General features: G+C 64.4%; 18 protein-coding genes and 1 rRNA gene. 6 read left to right on the top strand and 13 right to left on the bottom strand.

Going from position 1 to position 16,415, the window contains the following annotated elements:
• Nucleotides 1-2 precede the first annotated feature (2 nt).
• The 3 genes from F0185_RS05150 (at nt 3) to F0185_RS05140 (ending at nt 2,463) form a co-directional block, all read left to right on the top strand.
• A complete protein-coding gene (locus tag F0185_RS05150; RefSeq protein WP_167222232.1) occupies nt 3-1,301 on the top strand; it encodes an RNA polymerase sigma factor in 1,299 nt (432 codons plus the stop codon).
• Nucleotides 1,302-1,419: 118 nt separating this feature from the next.
• Entirely contained in the window at nt 1,420-1,974 is a 555-nt protein-coding gene (locus F0185_RS05145) for a DUF1439 domain-containing protein (RefSeq protein WP_167222230.1), read from the top strand.
• A gap of 282 nt (nt 1,975-2,256) precedes the next feature.
• Nucleotides 2,257-2,463, top strand: a complete 207-nt coding sequence (locus tag F0185_RS05140) for a hypothetical protein (RefSeq protein ID WP_187362469.1) — start codon at nt 2,257-2,259, stop codon at nt 2,461-2,463.
• Between the two features lies 1 nt (nt 2,464).
• Here F0185_RS05140 and F0185_RS05135 read toward each other — a convergent pair whose 3' ends face one another.
• Together F0185_RS05135 and F0185_RS05130 are read right to left on the bottom strand one after the other, a co-directional pair.
• A complete protein-coding gene (locus tag F0185_RS05135) occupies nt 2,465-3,097 on the bottom strand; it encodes an Hpt domain-containing protein (protein WP_167222228.1) in 633 nt (210 codons plus the stop codon).
• A gap of 75 nt (nt 3,098-3,172) precedes the next feature.
• Nucleotides 3,173-4,123 (bottom strand): CAP domain-containing protein, encoded by a 951-nt coding sequence (locus tag F0185_RS05130; RefSeq protein ID WP_167222227.1) that lies wholly within the window; start codon nt 4,121-4,123, stop codon nt 3,173-3,175.
• A gap of 148 nt (nt 4,124-4,271) precedes the next feature.
• On the opposite strand from F0185_RS05130, the gene pssA reads away from it, so the two are divergent.
• On the top strand, nt 4,272-5,051 hold the full coding sequence (gene pssA, locus F0185_RS05125) for a CDP-diacylglycerol--serine O-phosphatidyltransferase (RefSeq protein WP_229476759.1): 780 nt from the start codon (nt 4,272-4,274) through the stop codon (nt 5,049-5,051).
• An 11-nt stretch (nt 5,052-5,062) separates the two neighbouring features.
• On the opposite strand, the gene F0185_RS05120 is transcribed toward pssA, so the two are convergent.
• From F0185_RS05120 to F0185_RS05070, 11 genes are all read right to left on the bottom strand, one after another.
• On the bottom strand, nt 5,063-5,362 hold the full coding sequence (locus tag F0185_RS05120; RefSeq protein WP_166885372.1) for a metal-sensitive transcriptional regulator: 300 nt from the start codon (nt 5,360-5,362) through the stop codon (nt 5,063-5,065).
• A 25-nt stretch (nt 5,363-5,387) separates the two neighbouring features.
• Nucleotides 5,388-6,314, bottom strand: a complete 927-nt coding sequence (locus F0185_RS05115) for an aldo/keto reductase (RefSeq protein WP_167222223.1) — start codon at nt 6,312-6,314, stop codon at nt 5,388-5,390.
• Nucleotides 6,315-6,419: 105 nt separating this feature from the next.
• Nucleotides 6,420-7,565, bottom strand: a complete 1,146-nt coding sequence (locus tag F0185_RS05110) for a D-alanyl-D-alanine carboxypeptidase family protein (RefSeq protein WP_167222221.1) — start codon at nt 7,563-7,565, stop codon at nt 6,420-6,422.
• 54 nt (nt 7,566-7,619) lie between these two features.
• The gene (locus F0185_RS05105) at nt 7,620-8,285 is read right to left on the bottom strand and encodes an alpha/beta hydrolase (protein ID WP_370663978.1); all 666 of its coding nucleotides are present in this window, start codon (nt 8,283-8,285) and stop codon (nt 7,620-7,622) included.
• 12 nt (nt 8,286-8,297) lie between these two features.
• The gene (locus F0185_RS05100) at nt 8,298-8,615 is read right to left on the bottom strand and encodes a (2Fe-2S) ferredoxin domain-containing protein (RefSeq protein ID WP_054265111.1); all 318 of its coding nucleotides are present in this window, start codon (nt 8,613-8,615) and stop codon (nt 8,298-8,300) included.
• The gene (locus F0185_RS05095; protein WP_167222219.1) at nt 8,612-9,817 is read right to left on the bottom strand and encodes a VanZ family protein; all 1,206 of its coding nucleotides are present in this window, start codon (nt 9,815-9,817) and stop codon (nt 8,612-8,614) included. The genes F0185_RS05100 and F0185_RS05095 overlap by 4 nt, the downstream gene beginning before the upstream one ends.
• Nucleotides 9,814-10,461: an ABC-type transport auxiliary lipoprotein family protein gene (locus F0185_RS05090; protein WP_370663977.1), complete on the bottom strand. Its 648-nt coding sequence runs from the start codon at nt 10,459-10,461 to the stop codon at nt 9,814-9,816. The genes F0185_RS05095 and F0185_RS05090 overlap by 4 nt, the downstream gene beginning before the upstream one ends.
• An 8-nt stretch (nt 10,462-10,469) precedes the next feature.
• Nucleotides 10,470-11,429 (bottom strand): MlaD family protein, encoded by a 960-nt coding sequence (locus tag F0185_RS05085; protein ID WP_167222215.1) that lies wholly within the window; start codon nt 11,427-11,429, stop codon nt 10,470-10,472.
• A 3-nt stretch (nt 11,430-11,432) separates the two neighbouring features.
• On the bottom strand, nt 11,433-12,248 hold the full coding sequence (locus tag F0185_RS05080; protein ID WP_229476788.1) for an ABC transporter ATP-binding protein: 816 nt from the start codon (nt 12,246-12,248) through the stop codon (nt 11,433-11,435).
• 41 nt (nt 12,249-12,289) lie between these two features.
• Nucleotides 12,290-13,423 (bottom strand): MlaE family ABC transporter permease, encoded by a 1,134-nt coding sequence (locus tag F0185_RS05075; RefSeq protein ID WP_187362449.1) that lies wholly within the window; start codon nt 13,421-13,423, stop codon nt 12,290-12,292.
• 118 nt (nt 13,424-13,541) lie between these two features.
• Nucleotides 13,542-15,029: a B12-binding domain-containing radical SAM protein gene (locus F0185_RS05070; RefSeq protein ID WP_167222838.1), complete on the bottom strand. Its 1,488-nt coding sequence runs from the start codon at nt 15,027-15,029 to the stop codon at nt 13,542-13,544.
• 255 nt (nt 15,030-15,284) lie between these two features.
• On the opposite strand from F0185_RS05070, the gene F0185_RS05065 reads away from it, so the two are divergent.
• Complete coding sequence (locus tag F0185_RS05065) at nt 15,285-15,935, top strand: DUF4124 domain-containing protein (RefSeq protein WP_167222211.1); 651 nt, start codon at nt 15,285-15,287, stop codon at nt 15,933-15,935.
• A gap of 404 nt (nt 15,936-16,339) precedes the next feature.
• Nucleotides 16,340-16,415 (top strand): 16S ribosomal RNA (locus F0185_RS05060); the annotation flags it as partial.

Here is a 16,415-nt window from a genome sequence, read left to right as displayed (position 1 = left end):
CGATGCCGGCCAAGGGACCGCCCGAGGCAGAGGCAAGGCAGGCGGCCGCGCGCGTCATCGACGGCGTCTGGCGCATCGAGTCGGCGCGCATCATCGGTGCGCTGGCGCGCATGCTGCGCAATGTCGGCCTGGCCGAGGAACTGGCGCAAGATGCCCTGGTCAGCGCGCTCGAACGCTGGCCCGAGGCCGGCATTCCCGACAATCCCGCCGCCTGGCTGATGACGGTCGCCAAAAACCGCGCGCTCGACCACTTGCGCCACGCCACCCTGCAGCGCAACAAGCAATCCGAGCTGACCTACGCGATCGAAACCCTGCTGCAAGATGCCGCGCCCGATCTCGACGCCGCCCTGGAAGACGACATCGGCGACGACCTGCTGCGGCTGATGTTCATTTCCTGCCATCCGGTGCTCTCGACCGAGGCGCGCGTGGCGCTCACTTTGCGCTTGCTGGGCGGGCTCACCACCGAGGAAATCGCCCATGCGTTCCTGGTGTCCGAAGCGACGGTGGCGCAGCGCATCGTGCGCGCCAAGCGCACGCTGGCCGAAGCGAAGGTCCCGTTCGAGGTGCCGCGCGCCGACCAGCTGGTGGCGCGCCTGGCCTCGGTGCTGCAAGTGATCTACCTGATCTACAACGAGGGCTATTCGGCCAGCGCCGGCGGCGACTGGATGCGGCCCACGCTGTGCGACGAGGCCTTGCGGCTGGGGCGCATCCTGGCCGGCCTGTTGCCCGATGAAGCGGAGGTGCACGGCCTGGTGGCGCTGATGGAAATCCAGTCCTCGCGCGCGCGCGCCCGGCTCGGGGCGCAGGGCGAGCCGGTCCTGCTGCTCGAGCAGGACCGCAGCCGCTGGGACCAGTTGCTGATCCGGCGCGGACTGGCCGCGTTGGCGCGCGCCGGGCAGTTGGGCGAGTATGGTCCGTACGCGCTGCAGGCGGCGATTGCCGCTTGCCACGCGCGCGCCTTGACGCCGGAGCAGACCGACTGGCCGCGCATCGCCGCGCTGTACGATGCGCTGGCACAACTGATGCCATCGCCGGTGGTCGAACTCAACCGCGCGGTGGTGATCGGGATGGCGTATGGGCCGGCGCTGGGGCTGGAACTGGTCGATGCGCTGATCGCCGCCGACGCGCTGCGCAACTCGCTGCGCAACTATCACTTGCTGCCCAGCGTGCGCGGGGATTTGCTGTCGCGTTTGGGGCGGATGGAGGAGGCGCGCGCCGAGTTCGAGCAGGCCGCGGCGCTGACCAACAACCTGCGCGAACGGGCCTTGCTGCTGGCAAGGGCGCAAGGGTGCGGCCGATAGGCGGGGCAGGGGCAAGGGCAGGGTCATGCGGCGCTGGTGGTGCCGGCGCCGGGGCGGCACCTGTCGCAAGCCCTCCACCCCGGCGGCCGCCGCGCCCGAATTATGCTAGCCTTCCCCCATGAAAAACCTCCTCCGCACCTGCGTGCCGCTGGCGCTGGCCGGCGCTTTGCTGGCCTCCTGCGCCAGCGTGATCGGCCCGCGCCAGATCGAATTGCCGCTGACTAAACTGCAAGCTGGCATGGACCGGCGCTTCCCGATCAGCAACCGGGCGCTGGAAGTGATCGACATCCAGCTCAACCGCCCGCAGCTGTCGCTGGCAGCCGGTAACGGCCGCGTCGGCGTCACCCTCGACGCGGCGCTGTCGTCCCCTTTCACACGCCAGTCCTGGCGCGGCAGCCTGGCCATGTCCGGCCGCCCGTACATCGATGCGGCGCGCAACGCCGTGCTGATGGCCGAGCCGCGCGTGGACCGCTTCGCCATCGACGGCATCGACGACGCGCGCCAGCGCCAGCTCGCCGCCGCCGCCAATGTGCTGATGAACAAGGTCGTCGCCGACGTGGCCGTCTACAACTTCCGCCCCGAAGATTTGCGTTATGCGGGCGTGCAATTCGTGCCGACGCGCATACAAACCACGCCATCTTCCCTGATTGTCACGGTCGAGCCGGTCAAGTAAGTCCGGCCCCCGCCGTGCGCTTCCCCTCCCGGCCCGGCGGCGCGGGCGGTTTGCGCTTTGCTGCCTCGTTTTTACGCACTGTCGGGTATCTCCGTGGTTGTTGCGTCGCAACGAAAGCGTGTTTTCCCTTGATTGCGGCAGCCGCATATTGCGTGCAAACTTGAGATTAATCGTGACCATGTCACTGAATGCCCCAGGACTTGCGAATTCTCATGTCCAAAGTATTCCGCTAAAGTAATCTTGCTTTGAGAATTCGCTGTGCTGCCATTTTGGGGGGGACTTGTGGGAACGATAGAGGAAGATTTTCCGGAAAAGGACGCGGGGGGCGAGCGCCAGTCCGAGGCGCAATCGGCCCCGGTGCGACCGCGCCAGGCCTTGCCGCCGAAGGGCTCGTGCTGGTATTGCGAAAAGCCGCTCGACAGCGTCAAGCGCTTCTGCGGCAAGACCTGCGCCGACGCCTTCGACGAGGAAGCCGAATACACGCGCTAAATCAGCTTGCCGTTTGCCTCAGCGCACGCAAGGCACCGTCGAAATCGAAGTCATTCACCGCTTTTGTGAGCTGCGCCAGCCTGGCCTCGCCCAGGATCACGCGCAGGCTCGCTCCCGACTCTTCCAGCAGGTCGACCGCCGCGCCGTCGGCGTCGATCAGCAATTGCACCAGCCGCGCCAGCAGGGCCGGGTCCTGCATCAGGGTGCGCTGCGGCGCCTCCGTCGCCATACCGTCCGGCGCGCCGCCCGCCAGTACCCGGTCGAGCAGGTGCAAGACCTGGTAAAAGGGATCGACCAGCGCCGCCAGCGCGGCCTGCTGCGCTGGTGGATTGGTGCGGATCGCCAGTTCCAGCGTGCTGGCCTGCTGGTGCAGGCGGCGCGCGCCGATCAGGCCGGCGGCGCCTTTGAGGGTATGCGCCAGGCGGTGCGCCAGGATGGTGTCGCCATCGGCCAGCGCGGCCCCGATCGGCACCGCACCGAGCGCGTAATCGCTGCGAAAGCGCTTGAGCATGCGCGCATACAGGGCGCGGTTGCCCATGATGCGGTCGATGCCGTCGGCCATGTCGATGACCTCGCGCGTGGCGCTATCGGCACGCAATTCGACGGTGACGGGCGGCTTCTCTCTCGATGGCATGGACGGGCTTGCGTTCATTATCTTAAAACCAAACGATAGCAGACTTGAGCGGGCAAACCGCGCCGATCACGCCCTCTATTTGCTGGTAAAGGACCAGGTTTTCGTGACGGGCACGTCGTCGATGGCGCCCGAAAAACTCACCTCGTACACGGTGCGCGCGGCCAGCACGGTCAGCGGAATGATCGCCGCCGCCGACTTGGGCGTGTGGCTGTCCACCCCGAGCTTGAGCAGCTTGACGTTGAGCAGCGCCCCGCCACGCGGGCGCACGGTAAAACTTTGCACCGTCAGGGTGGCGTCGAGGTCGGCATGCACGCTGATCGGGTAGCCCACTTCGTTCAGGTTCTCGACCGGGTCCGGTTCTTCATAGTTACTGAAAAAGTTCGGCGTGATGCCGGTCTGGCCATCGCTGGGCCAGGTGGCGATATTGCCGCGTCCCATGCCTGGGCCGAAGCCATTATTCGCGGCAAAGTTGCTGGTAAAGTAGATATAGCCGCTCGCGTTGGCTGCCGCGCCGGTGCCGATTTCCTTGAACTTGGGCTCGAACATCACGAAACGGTGATAGATCGCCGTGATCAATTCTTCCGCCATGTAAAAGCCGGACGCGTTCGAGGTCGCCGAGATGACCTCGCCATAGGCGCGCTCGGTCGGCGCGAACAGATAGCCCGCGCCGCTCAGGCGGTCGCTCAGTTGCGCGCCGGTGAAACCGGGAGCGCCGCTGGCCTGGTCGTGGGTGACCTTGTCATTGATCTTTTGATAGTCGGAATGGCCCTGGGCGGCGCGGTCGATACTGGCGTTGCGCGCCAGCGCCGGCATGCCGATCTGGGTGCGGCGGAAATTGATCCAGTTCAGGCCGTCGATGGCGGTGTCGTTGGTCGCCGGCGGCGCGCCCGGCATCTGCGCGAGGGCGGTCGAGGCGCTGCTCTGGGTCGGCGTGCCCTTGTTGCTCCCGCCATCGCCCCCGCAGGCGGACAGCAACAGCGCGCATGACAGCGCCGCAGCCATGTGTGAGCGTTGAAATCCGTTCATCCCGAGTTCTCCGTGCAGAAAATCCGCTAAAAATTGATTCTAGGGGAATTTGAAAATCGGTGAGGTTTGTTTGCCCGGGATTGATCTGGCGCAGACAGGATGACGCTGTAAAATACCAACACTATTCCTGATGCGATTGCGAAACCACTTGAAACCCACCCGCCAGCAGCGCCTCGCGCGCGCCAAGTTTGCCCTGCCGAGCTTTGTCACGCTGCTATCGATTGCGTGCGGCTTCGGCAGCATCGTCATGTCGGTCGACAACGCCCACGTCGGCCTGGCCGCCGATTACCGCATGTCGGCCATTTTGCTGGTGCTGGCCGGCGTGTTCGACGCGCTCGACGGTTTTGTGGCGCGCGCCACCAATACCTCGTCCGAATTCGGCATGCAGCTCGACTCGATCGCCGACGTCATGAACTTCGGCTGCGCCCCGGCCATGCTGCTGTACTGCTACGGCTTCGTGCAACTGGGCGTGGAGCATCCGACCCTGCTGCGCGCCGGCGGCCTGGCCTGCTTCGTGTTCGTCGCCTGCGGCGCGCTGCGCCTGGCCCGTTTCAATGTGAATGTGGGGCGCACCGACCCGCGCTACTTCGTCGGCATGCCGATCACCGCCGGCGCCGCCTGCGTGGCCGCCGTCGTGGTGGCCTGGCCGGCGCCGCTGACCACCGTCGTGCAGGGCTATCTGGTCATGGCCCTGATGGTGGGCGTGGGCACGCTGATGGTCTCGACGGTGCGTTTTCCAAGTTCCAAGCAGCCGAAAAGCATGGGGCTGTGGGTCGTCATCGGCGTCGGGCTGGCCTTGCTGGCCTGGCTGCAAACGCGCTTCTTCGTGCTGTTTTTCGTGCTGTATATCAGCTTTACCCTGCTGCTCAATATCGCATGGCAACTGGGCTGGCGCGGCGTGCCGGCGCCGGCCGTGTACGAGGATTAAGCAAGAGGGAACTAAGCAAACTTGTCGAGCATGGCGGCCAGCTTGCTGGCGCTCGCTTGCGCTTCGGCCAGGCTGGTCGCGTTGGCGCTCTGGGTCTGCATGGTATTGGTGAGCAACTGGACGAACGAGCGGTCGAGCGCCTTGCGCGCCGCCGCCATCTGCTGTGCCACGGCGTCGCAATCGGCCGGCGTGGCCGCCTGCGCGATCAACTTCTGCACCCCGCGCAACTGGCCCTCGATGCGCGCCAGACGGTGCAGCAACTCCTTCTTTTGCAAGGCGCTCAGGGCGCTGCTCTCGACGATCTGCGGCATGCGCTGCTCCGTTGCGTGAAGCGGCTTAGGCCACGTCGTGGCCGCGCGCGGCGCGCAGGATGGTGAACCAGTGGTCGCGCCCGAGCGTAAAGCGGGTGCCGGCCACGGCCACCGCGATCGCTTCGATGCGGCCGCTGCCGGTCAGCGGCACGGGGCGGCACGGCAACTGCATGATCCACGCGAACACCACGCTGGCGAACGGTTGATTGAGTTCGTCGGCGATACCTTTGATCACCAGGCGCAGGCGGTCGGCATGGTCGTCGCTGCTGGCGAACAGGCGCCCACCGGCCAGCGGCGACCAGATCATCGGCGCCACGCCCAGGTCTTGCAGGCCGTCGAAGGTCTCATCGAACATCGGCGTGGTGTGCAGGGGCGAGAACTCGACCTGGTTGGTGGCCAGTTCGATGCGGCGGTTGAGCGACTCGAACTGGTGACGCGAAAAATTCGACACGCCGAAGTGCAAGACCTTGCCGGCCTGGCGCAGGCTGTTGAAAGCGGCGGCGATCTCGTCGAACTCCATCAAGGGATCGGGACGGTGGATCAGCAGCAGGTCGAGGCGGTCGGTGTGCAACTGGCGCAGCGATTGCTCGACCGAGGCCACGATGTGGGCGGCGCTGGTGTCGTAATGCTGGATTGAATGTAGGGGGCGTTGCGGGGAAAACAGCTTGATCCCGCACTTGCTGATCAGCTCGATGCGGTCGCGCAGCGACGGTTGCAGGCGCAGCGCTTCGCCGAACAAGCCTTCGACGCTGTAGTTGCCGTAGATATCGGCATGGTCGAAGCTGGTGACGCCGAGCGCGATGCACTGCTCGATGAAGGCCACGCGCTGCTCGGCCGACATGCCCCATTCGCCCATGCGCCACATCCCGGCCACGATGCGCGAGAGTGCGGGGCCATGGAGACGGGTGTTCACGCGCGGGCAAAACAGGTCGGCGGGCAGGGCTGCGGTCATCGGTTTCTTTCTAAGAGTATTCAACAACCGGGGTCTGACCTCTGATTCGAAATATTTCGAATCAGAGGTCAGACCCCGGTTTGAGGGTGCTGCAAAACGGCTTGTTTACTTGAGCCAGAGGCGCATCGAGTCCCAGGCGCGGCCGAAGATCGACGCTTGCGGCACTTCTTCCAGCGCCACCACCGGCAGTTCCAGCACCGGCTTGCCATCGACCATCATTTTCAGGGTGCCGACTTTGCTGTTGAGCGGCAGCGGGGCCACCAGCGGGTCGTTGCGCTCGAGTACCGGCTTCATCTTGCCCGCCACACCTTTCGGCACCGTCACCAGCACGTCGCTGTTAAAACCGATCTTGACCGAATTGGCCGAGCCTTTCCACACTTCCGGTGTCTGGATCGCCTGGCCCTTGGCGTACAGCTTGACCGTCTCGAAGTTCTGGAAGCCCCAGTTGAGCAGCTTCTGGCTTTCCTGGGTACGGGCCTGGTCCGAGTTGGTGCCGAGCACCACCGAAATCAGGCGGCGCTGGCCGCTGCCGTTGGGACGGCGCGCCGAGGCGATCATGCAAAAGCCGGCCGCTTCGGTGTGGCCGGTCTTCATGCCGTCGACCGTCGGGTCGAGCCACAACAGGCGGTTGCGGTTCGGCTGGGTGATCTTGTTGTAGGTGAAGCTTTTCACCGAGTCGATCTTGTAGTACTCGGGGTAGTCGGCGATCACGCGCGCGGCCAGTACCGACAGGTCGTGCGCGGTCGAGAAATTGTCGGGATGCGGCAAGCCGTGCGGGTTGGCGAAGCGCGTGTTTTTCAGGCCCATGCGCTGGGCTTCGCGGTTCATCAGGAACACGAACGCGCTTTCGTCGCCGGCCACCGCTTCGGCCAGGGCCACGGCGGCGTCGTTACCGGACTGCACCATCAAGCCGTGCAGCAGGTCGTCGACCGATACCGGCGTGGCCGGGTCGATGAACATCTTGGAACTGCTCGAATCGACCTTCCATGCCTTGACCGAGACGTTGATCATCTGGTTCAGGGTCAGCTTCTTTTCCTTGAGCGCGGCGAAGGTCAGGTAGGCCGTCATGATCTTGGTCAGCGAGGCCGGTTCGATGCGGGCGTTGGGGTCTTGCGAGGCGATGACCTGCCCGCTGGTGGCGTCGAGCAGCAGCCAGGAGCGCGCTGCCACGGTCGGCGGCGGCATGGTTTGCGCAACGGCGGTCGATAGCGCCAGGACACTGGCAGCCAGTGCGGCAATAAGTTTTCTCATGGGAATCAGTACTCAAAAAAGGTGGTGCAAAAAAAGGGCGCCCAATTATAGTGGCTATACTGGGGTTTCACCCTCACGCCGCCACAGTTGGACCACCAGTGTCTTGATGTGGGCCAGCTTGCGGTGGAAGAAATGGTCGGCGCCGGGAATGACGATGACCGGAATGTCTTGCGGTCGCGCCCAGTCCAGCACCTGCGTTAATGTAATGGTGTCGTCGACTTCGCCGTGGATCAGGATGGTATCGGCCGGCACGTCGGGCATCGGCCATTTGCCGGCGGCGCTGCCGACCAGCACCAGGCGCTCGGCCGGGCGGCCTTCGGCAAGCAAACGCTGTTGCAACTGGGCCTGCACAAAGGTGCCGAACGAAAAACCCGACAGCGCCACCGGCAAGCCCGGATACTGCGCTTGCATGTGCGCCAGCATCAGGGCCATGTCGTCGGTTTCGCCGACGCCGTCATCGTGCACGCCGCCCGAGGCGCCGACGCCGCGGAAGTTAAAGCGCGCCACCGCGTAGCCGAGCGCGACAAACGTGCGCGCCAGCGTCTGGGCCACCTTGTTGTCCATGGTGCCGCCGTACAGCGGGTGCGGATGGGCCACCAGGGCGATGCCGCGCGGCGCGCCCGGGGGCAGGTCGAGCAGGCATTCCATCGGCCCGGCGCCGCCGGCCAGGGTGAATTTTTCGGCGTTTTTGTTCAGCAAATTATGTGTGGCAGTAGTCATGGAACCAAGCGGTCAGATTTTGAGGCGGTCGACGACTTTGCCGCCAACCAGGTGGGAGTCGATGATTTCATCGATGTCGCTGGTGTCGACGTAGGTGTACCAGGTGCCTTGCGGATAGACCACCAGCACCGGTCCTTCGTCGCAACGGTCGAGGCAGCCGGCCTGGTTGATGCGCACTTTGCCGTGCCCGTTCAAGCCCAGTTCCTTCATGCGGCGCTTGGCGTGCTTTTGCGCAATTTCGGCGCCGAGCTTGCCGCAGCACTGGCGTCCATCCTCGCGCACGTTCATGCAGATAAAGACGTGCTGTTCGAAGTAGGGGGTATCGCTCATGGTGGTTCCCGATTCTGTGTTGGCTGGCGCAATGATACGCGTTCTTCGCGCCGATTGAGTTTATGCGAGGGCAGCAGCAGGAACCAGATCGCGAAAAACGGCCATAGCAAGGACAGGAATTGCGCTGCGCCATTGAAGTTCAGAAACTTACCCTGGACCCAACCTTGCAAGGTGGCACTAAAGTAGGGGTTGACCGGGATCGTGTTCACCACCAGCAGGCTGAGCACAAGGGTAACGACCGCCAGCCGCCGCTGCGCCTTTTCGGGCGCGAACGCCAGGCCCGCCAGCATGATCAGGCCGATCAAGAAGCCGCCCTGGGCGCCGGGCGTGATCCAGGCCAGCGCATTGTCGGGCTTGAACAGCAGGGAACTGGCCAGGGTCTTGGTCAGCAGGGCCGCGCCGAGCATGGCGCCGATCAGGAACAGGCGCGGGGCGCCGCGCCGCAGCAGGCACAGCATGGTGAGGACGGCGCCGGTCATGCCGCAGGCGGTGATGATGGTTTCCGACAGCCAGTATTGTTCCACGCTCATGGCGGCGCCGGGACGCAGCATGGTCACCAGGTCGATGTCGGTATCGAGCCAGGCCGACAGCCATTCCGAAAAAATCGGCAGCAGCTGGCCGTGTCCGAACATGTAGCCGAGCGGGTAGACCTGCGCCAGCGGCCACAGGGCCAGCAGCACCAGGCCCTGGCTGGCGTGGGCGGCGAACCAGCGCTGGCGCAGCTTGTACAGGCGGCTCTGGTCCAGGAACGAGCGCGCGCCCAGCGCGCCGATGATGGCGCCCACCAGCGCGCCGGCCGCATTGGTGATGAAGTCCAGGCTCGATGGCACGCGGCTGGGCAGGTAGGTCTGCACCGCTTCCATCGCGCCCGACACCAGCACCCCGAGCATGGCGGCGGCCAGCACCGCCCAGACGCCGCGCACGCGCGGGTACATGGCCAGCACCAGCAGGGTGCCGAGCGGGATGTAGCCGATGATGTTGACCATCACGTCGAAGCCGGTCCAGTACTGCGGCATCGACAGGGTCAGGAAGATGAAGGGCGACAGGCCGCTGCCGCGCCAGCCCGAAAACGGAAACCAGCTGGCGTACACGATCAGCAGCATGTAGGCCAGCAGCGCGGCGCGCGAGACGGGCGAACCGCGCGCGGCGGCCGTGGGCGGCGCTGTGGTGGGAGCTGGCCCTGGCGCGTCCGGCGCGGTCATTCTTTTTTGAGCGGCAGCGTGGCGAGCCACGCGATGACGTCGGAGGCGACCGTGTCGGTGGCGCCGGCCAGCGCGCGCGCGCCACCGCCGGCATCGGCGCTGGTGGCGGGCGTCTTGCGCTCGAAGGTCTTCTGGTCGACCAGTTTATGCCCCTGGAACAGCGAGGCGCGCAGCACCAGTTGCCCGTGGCTGCTGGCCTGGCTGTCGAAGTGGTGGCTGAAGTCGTCGATTTCCAGGCGCAGGATCGGTACGCCGTCGGAGGCGTCGCTCACGCTCAATACCTTGGCGCCCGACTGCGCGATGCGCGATTTCAAGCGCTGGGTGACCATCTGCAGCGGCGTGGCGGACCAGCGGCTGTTGGCGTAGGCGCGCGCCTGCAGCGGGTCGCTGTAGTTCAGGCGGTAGAACATGCGTTCGCTGTCGAGGGCGGCCGAGCCGGTGACGTCGCCCACCACCACGGCGGCCATCGGCGCGCGCGCGGGCGCGGCGGCGCTGGCGGCGGGGCCGAAATCGAAGGTGGTGTTCTGGGCCGGCTTTTCGCTGGCGCAGCCGGCCAGCAGCAGGGCGGCGCCGGCGCTTGCGGCCAGCAGCAGGCGGCGCGCGGTGGTACGCGGGGGCGGGGTGTGGGTCGGAATAGGATGCACGGTGGTCCTCATTTGGTCGGTGCGGTAAAACCCGGTTCGCCTGGCCCCGGGGTCGGCGGCGCGGCGCCGAACAGCAGGCTTTGCGGACGGTCGTTGAGCGAATTCATGGTGCGCCGCACGGCGCGCAGCGAGGTGCGCGCTTCGTCGGTCATGAGCACGAAGTGCGGCAGGGTTTGCATTTCGAGATCGGCGGTGACCGCTTCGAGCGAGCCGCCGACCCGGTCCACGGTGCTGTTCAGGCGCGCAATGGCCCCGTTGGGCGACTGCAGGTCGTCGGCCAGCTTGGTGTAGCTGCGCGTCATGGTGCTGGCGTTATTGCTGAAGGTGTCGAACGCGGCGAAACTCTGCTCGGCCCTGGCGGTCAGTTGCGGCAGGCGCGCCAGGGTCGGTTCCAGTTTGGCCGGGATCGCGGCGTAGGCATTGGCCGCCTTGCTCACATCGGCAAAGGCGTCCAGGATGACTTTCTGGTTTTCGGGCGAGGCCATGGCGTCGAGGCGGGTGGTCAGTTCCTCGGCTTTGTCGAGGATCACCAGGCCGCGTTTTTCGAGCTGGTCGAGCAGGCCGGGACGCAGCGGAATGCGCGCCAGGGCCTTGTCATTGCTGGCCATCAGGGGCGAGCCGGTTTTTTCGTCATCGAGCTGGATGAAGGCGATCCCGGTCACGCCCTGGTAGCCCAGGGTGGCAAACGTGGTGCGGGTGATCGGCGCTTCCGGGTCGATCGACAGGCGGATCAGGATCTGGCCGGCGGTTTTGGTGTCGAAGCTGATGTCGTCGACCTTGCCCACTTCCAGGCCGCGGTAGCGCACCGCCGCCTGCGGGTTCAGGCCCGGGATCGACTGGGTGGTGGCGATCTGGTAGGGCACGCGTTCGACCCGGTCGCGGTTGAACCAGATGCCCGCCAGGACCGTGGCCACCAGCAGCGCAATCGTGAACATACCTGTCATCAGGGCGTGTGATCTGTTTTCCATATACTAGTGCTCCGGTGCGTGCTCGGCGTCGTATTCGTCGAGCACTTCGAGGGCGCGCTGGCCGCGCGCACCCAGGAAGAATTGTTTGATGAAGGGGTGCTCCACTTTCAGCACATCGCGCGTCGGTCCGATCGCGATCACGTGTTTTTCGGCCAGCACCGCGATCCGGGTCGACAGCGCGAACAAGGTGTCCAGGTCGTGGGTGACCATGACCACGGTCAGGCCCAGTTCGCGGTGCAGCGATTGAATCAGGGCGACAAAGGCGTCCGACAGGTCGGGGTCGAGCCCCGCGGTGGGTTCGTCGAGGAACAGCAGTTGCGGTTCGAGCGCCAGCGCGCGCGCCAGCGAGGCGCGCTTGATCATGCCGCCCGACAGGTCCGACGGCATTTTCTTGGCGTGCTCGATGCCCAGGCCCACCATGTTCATTTTGAGGAGCACGGCGTCGTAAATCACGTCTTCGGGCAGGGCGCGCAGCTCGCGCAGCGGTTGGGCGATGTTGTCGAACACGGTCAGCGCCGAATACAGCGCCCCCTGCTGGAACAGCATGCCCCAGTGGTTGCGCATGCGCTGCAGCTGGTCGGCGTCGGCCTCGCTGATGTCTTCGCCGAACACGCGCACGCAGCCTTTCGAGGGCCTTTCAAGGCCCAGCATCTGGCGCAGCAGCACCGTCTTGCCGGTGCCCGAGCCGCCCACGATCGACAAGATCTCGCCCTGGTAAATATCGAGATTGAGGTCCTGGTGCACCACGGTGCGCCCGAACCTGGTCCACAGCTTGGTGATCTGGACCACCGGCGGGCCGACTTCCTCGTCGGGGCGCATGTTCAGGTGCTGGCGTTTGACAGGCGCTGTTTGTTCGTCCATCAGAAACCGACTCCGCTGAAAATAATGGCAAAGACCGCGTCGGCCAGGATCACCACCGTGATCGCGGTCACGACCGAGGTGGTGGTGCCGCGCCCGAGGCTTTCGGTATTCGGTTTGATGCGCAGGCCGAAGTGGCACGATACCAGCGCGATCAGCATGCCGAACGTGGTCCCTTTGAGCAGGCCGATGATGTAGTTCGACAGCGGCACCGCGTCCGGCAGCTTTTGCAGGAAGTAGCGCGCCGACAGGTTCAGTTCGACCTTGGCCGAGACCATGCCGCCGATCAGGGCCATGGCGTCGGTCCACACCACCAGCAGAGGCATCGAGATCGCCAGCGCGACCACCTTTGGCATGATCAGGCGGTAGCCGTGCGAGATGCCCATGACCAGCATGGCGTCGAGTTCCTCGGTCACCCGCATCACCCCGAGCTGCGCGGTGATCGAGGAGCCGGAGCGGCCCGCCACCAGGATGGCGGCCAGCAGCGGCCCCAGTTCGCGGATCACGCTCATGCCGAGGATGTTAACCAGGTACATATCGCCGCCGAACATGCGCAGCTGCTGGGCCGACAGGTAGGACAGCACCACGCCGATCAAGAAGCCGACCAGCGCGGTGATGCCGAGCGCCTGGAAACCCGAGTGGAAGATATTGGCCGACACTTCGCGCCACGGCCCGGTCATCGGATGGCGGATGAAGCGGCCGATATCCTGCACCACCTGGCCGATCAGGCGGATGAAGCCTTGCGTATGCTCGAAGAAGTTGAGCATGCCCGCGCCCAGGGTCATCACCCAGTTGAAGCGGCTCTCGCGGGTGCGCGGCAGTTGCAGCTTGCCCGCTTCTTCGATGCGCTTGAACAGTTCTTCCTGTTTTTCGGCCAGTTGCAGCTGGTCGGGGCGCTTCTTGCCCCAGGCGTTCCAGAACATCTGGGCGCCGATATGGTCGAGGCGGACGATCTGGGTCAGGTCCCATACCAGCGCCGGCTTGTCCTTGAGCGAGACCAGGGTGGCGTTGATGGTCTTGATCGCGCCGCACTGGGCCAGCGCGTGGACCTGCCAGGTCCCGTTGGCGACGACCGATTGGGGCGAGCCTGCATCAGGCGGTTTTAGGGTTAAAGTTGGCGCATTTTCAATCTGCATTGCGCCAGTGTAAAAGAGAATCGCCGCGACCGCTATAGGAGTTCGTGCGCGGGCCGGCGCGGCGCGTGGAATCGCTTGTCGACAGCGCCGCTGTATGCACGCCGCTGACGCCACCCACTTATGCCGCCAGGTGGCGCGCCTGCCGCTGCGGCACGCTCGCCACCGGCCTGGCTTTCTCGGCCGGCGCATCGACGCGACCGGCGTAATCGCTGCCGACCAGTGCTTCGGCTTTGGTACGGGGCATGCCGCGCGTCTCGAGCCATTCGGTGACCAGTTTGGCCAGGCGCTCGAGCGCGATGCGGTGGGTGGCGTCGGTTTTGGCGTAGATCCAGTCCGAGAAGGCCATGAAATTGGCGAACGGGGACTCGCCCAGCACATGGACCAGGGTGTGCGCGAAGCGTCCCGAGTTGGCCACCAGGTCCCAGTAGCGCGCAAAGCGCACCAGGCGCTGCATGGTCTGGAAGTCGATCAGTTTGGTGGCCAGGATGGTGTACGGCGGGTAGGGATCGAACACCAGGCCGTGTTCTTCGGTATGGCGGATGATCGGCGTGCCGCGCAGGCGCTTGAGGATGCCGAACTGGATCTCGTGCGGTTTGAGCGCGACCAGTTGGTCGAAGCCGCGCGCGAAGCTGTCCATGTCTTCGCCCGGCAGGCCGGCGATCAGGTCGACGTGCAGGTGGGCGTGCGACTGCTCGCACAGCCAGCGGATGTTCTCGGCGGCCTTGGCGTTGTCCTGGCGCCGGCTCACCAGCGCCTGCACCGCCGGATTGAAGCTCTGGATGCCGATTTCGAACTGCAGCGCGCCGGGCGGGAACTTGCGGATGCCTTCTTTCAGCGCGTCCGGCAGGTGGTCGGGCACCAGCTCGAAGTGGGCGTAGACCGGGTCGTCCGGGTTCGCTTCGAGTTTGTCGAGGAAGAACTGCATGATCTTCAGGCTGGTCTTGATATTGAGGTTGAAGGTGCGGTCGACAAACTTGAACAGGCGCGCGCCGCGGGCATGCAGCGTTTCGAGCTCGCCCAAAAAGGTATCCAGGCCGAAGGGCCAGGCGGTCTTGTCCAGCGCCGACAGGCAGAACTCGCACTTGAAGGGGCAGCCGCGCGAGGCTTCCACATACAGCGTGCGGTTGGCGATGTCGTTATCTGTATACAAAGAGTAGGGCATGGCGATGTCGGCCATCGGCGGCTGCACGCCGGCGTGGATCTTCATCAGCGGCTTGGGGCCGTGCAGGATCTCGCCGCACAGCTTGGGGAAGGTGACGTCGCCCCAGCCGGTCACCAGGTAGTCCGCCATGCGCACGATGTCCTGCTCGCCCGGTTCGTGCGACACTTCCGGCCCGCCCAGCACAATGGTGACCTGGGGCGCGACGCGCTTGAGCATGGCGACGACCCTGGTGGTTTCCTCGACGTTCCATATATAGATACCGAAACCGATGATGCGCGGCGACTGCGCCAGCAAGCGTTCGACGATTTCGGTGGTCTTGGCCCCGATCACGAATTCGAGCAGGCTGGTTTGCTGCTGCAGCGGCCCCATGTTTGCCAGCAGATAGCGCAGCCCCAGCGATGCGTGGGCGTAGCGGGCGTTCAGGGTCGAGAGCAGGATGGTCATGGCGGGCGCGGGTTCGGCAAAAGCTGACATTCTACCTGCGCGCGCGACTGGCATCGGCGCGCTCCGGCTTGGTGTTGCTACTCCGTAACATCAACAGGCATAAATCTTGCATCTGTCTGGAGTTGAAGGACCAAGCTGTTGTGTTCTCGTCCAGAATCGTGCGTACGAGAAATATGTTTACGCATTCCGTCCCAATGCTACGTTAGTATATGAATCGATCGCCCTCGCGTGGAGTGTTGCGCCATTTTTTGTCACATGAATAAATTACAGCCCATTTTTGTCATCGCTGCCGCCCTGTTCTGCTGCGCCGCATCCGCGCAGCAGATGTACAAGACCGTCGGTCCGGATGGGAAAGTCACGTTTTCCGACCGCCCGCAAAATGGCGAGAAGCTCAAGGTCAGCGTGATGAAGGGCTCCGTGCTGCGTCCGGTGGAAGGTCCGCCGCCGCCCCAGCCCAAGATAGGGCCGGCGCCGAAGGGCTCTGGCGCCGAGGGGGCGGGTACCGGCATCTCGGCCGCCGGCATCCCTTCGCCCGAACTCCAGCATGCGGTGCTGGTGGTGTCGCTCATGTCGGAAGTGGCCGCCAAGTTCGAGCCCGTGTGCTCGAAGGCGACAGCGCAGAGCAAGAAGTTCGTTACCGCAGCCAATGGCTGGACGCAACGCAACAGCAGCTTTATTGAGAAGCAGCGGCGCGCGATGGCCGACATGGCCCCAGCCAGGCGCACCGCATTGCAAAATGAGGTAGCGGCCAAGATTCACGAAGCCATGACCGACGTACTGGCGCAAGGGCCTGCGGGGCAGGTGCGCTGGTGCGAGAAGGCAACTATCGATATGTCCGGTGGCGGCAACGACGTCGTCAATAATGCGGACGTGGCCTTGCCGCTGATCACCTACAAACCCAAGTAATGTGGAGGTGGTGGCTTGTGCAAACGCCGCCGCTTTGCTATAGTTCGCCTCCCCGCTGAAACGCCAGCGAAATCAAGTAGTTGGCAGGCAGTTCAGGGGCGTTTCGAAAGAGGCGAAGTAACAAAAAGAGGTTGACGAGAAACGCGAAACGCTGCATAATCTCACGTCTCTGCTGCAACGAACACAACGCTTCGTAGCAAACGGCAGAAGGTAGTACAGAACAAGTTCTTTAACAATTAACAGTCGATAAGTGTGGGCGTTTGATGAAGGTGCCAACAAAGCGTAAGCAATGTTGAATACTTAAATTATCAAATGTTCACAAAAAAGAAACACGGCGCATCGAAAGATGAGCTTGTCAGTATTTTGAGTGAGCGATCTGTCCGCAAGGACATTAAACAGAGATTGAACTGAAGAGTTTGATCCTGGCTCAGATTGAACGCTGGCGGCATGCCTTACACATGCAAGTCGAACGGCAGCGCG

The organism is Massilia rubra (assembly GCF_011682065.1).
Classification (GTDB): Bacteria; Pseudomonadota; Gammaproteobacteria; order Burkholderiales; family Burkholderiaceae_D; genus Telluria_A; species Telluria_A rubra.
The sequence above is the reverse complement of the archived record's forward strand: the minus strand, read 5'-3'. Positions and strand labels throughout refer to the sequence as shown.

Bases quoted from the DNA above. Each gene is read 5' to 3' on its own strand.
- F0185_RS05115 (WP_167222223.1), bottom strand. From the start codon at position 6,314: ATGACCGCAGCCCTGCCCGCCGACCTGTTTTGCCCGCGCGTGAACACC.
- F0185_RS05105 (WP_370663978.1), bottom strand. From the start codon at position 8,285: ATGACTACTGCCACACATAATTTGCTGAACAAAAACGCCGAAAAATTC.
- F0185_RS05065 (WP_167222211.1), top strand. From the start codon at position 15,285: ATGAATAAATTACAGCCCATTTTTGTCATCGCTGCCGCCCTGTTCTGC.
- F0185_RS05110 (WP_167222221.1), bottom strand. From the start codon at position 7,565: ATGAGAAAACTTATTGCCGCACTGGCTGCCAGTGTCCTGGCGCTATCG.
- F0185_RS05120 (WP_166885372.1), bottom strand. From the start codon at position 5,362: ATGCCGCAGATCGTCGAGAGCAGCGCCCTGAGCGCCTTGCAAAAGAAG.
- F0185_RS05075 (WP_187362449.1), bottom strand. From the start codon at position 13,423: ATGCAGATTGAAAATGCGCCAACTTTAACCCTAAAACCGCCTGATGCA.
- F0185_RS05130 (WP_167222227.1), bottom strand. From the start codon at position 4,123: ATGAACGGATTTCAACGCTCACACATGGCTGCGGCGCTGTCATGCGCG.
- F0185_RS05145 (WP_167222230.1), top strand. From the start codon at position 1,420: ATGAAAAACCTCCTCCGCACCTGCGTGCCGCTGGCGCTGGCCGGCGCT.
- F0185_RS05150 (WP_167222232.1), top strand. From the start codon at position 3: ATGCCGGCCAAGGGACCGCCCGAGGCAGAGGCAAGGCAGGCGGCCGCG.
- F0185_RS05085 (WP_167222215.1), bottom strand. From the start codon at position 11,429: ATGGAAAACAGATCACACGCCCTGATGACAGGTATGTTCACGATTGCG.
- F0185_RS05070 (WP_167222838.1), bottom strand. From the start codon at position 15,029: ATGACCATCCTGCTCTCGACCCTGAACGCCCGCTACGCCCACGCATCG.
- F0185_RS05100 (WP_054265111.1), bottom strand. From the start codon at position 8,615: ATGAGCGATACCCCCTACTTCGAACAGCACGTCTTTATCTGCATGAAC.
- F0185_RS05135 (WP_167222228.1), bottom strand. From the start codon at position 3,097: ATGCCATCGAGAGAGAAGCCGCCCGTCACCGTCGAATTGCGTGCCGAT.
- F0185_RS05080 (WP_229476788.1), bottom strand. From the start codon at position 12,248: ATGCGCCCCGACGAGGAAGTCGGCCCGCCGGTGGTCCAGATCACCAAG.
- F0185_RS05095 (WP_167222219.1), bottom strand. From the start codon at position 9,817: ATGACCGCGCCGGACGCGCCAGGGCCAGCTCCCACCACAGCGCCGCCC.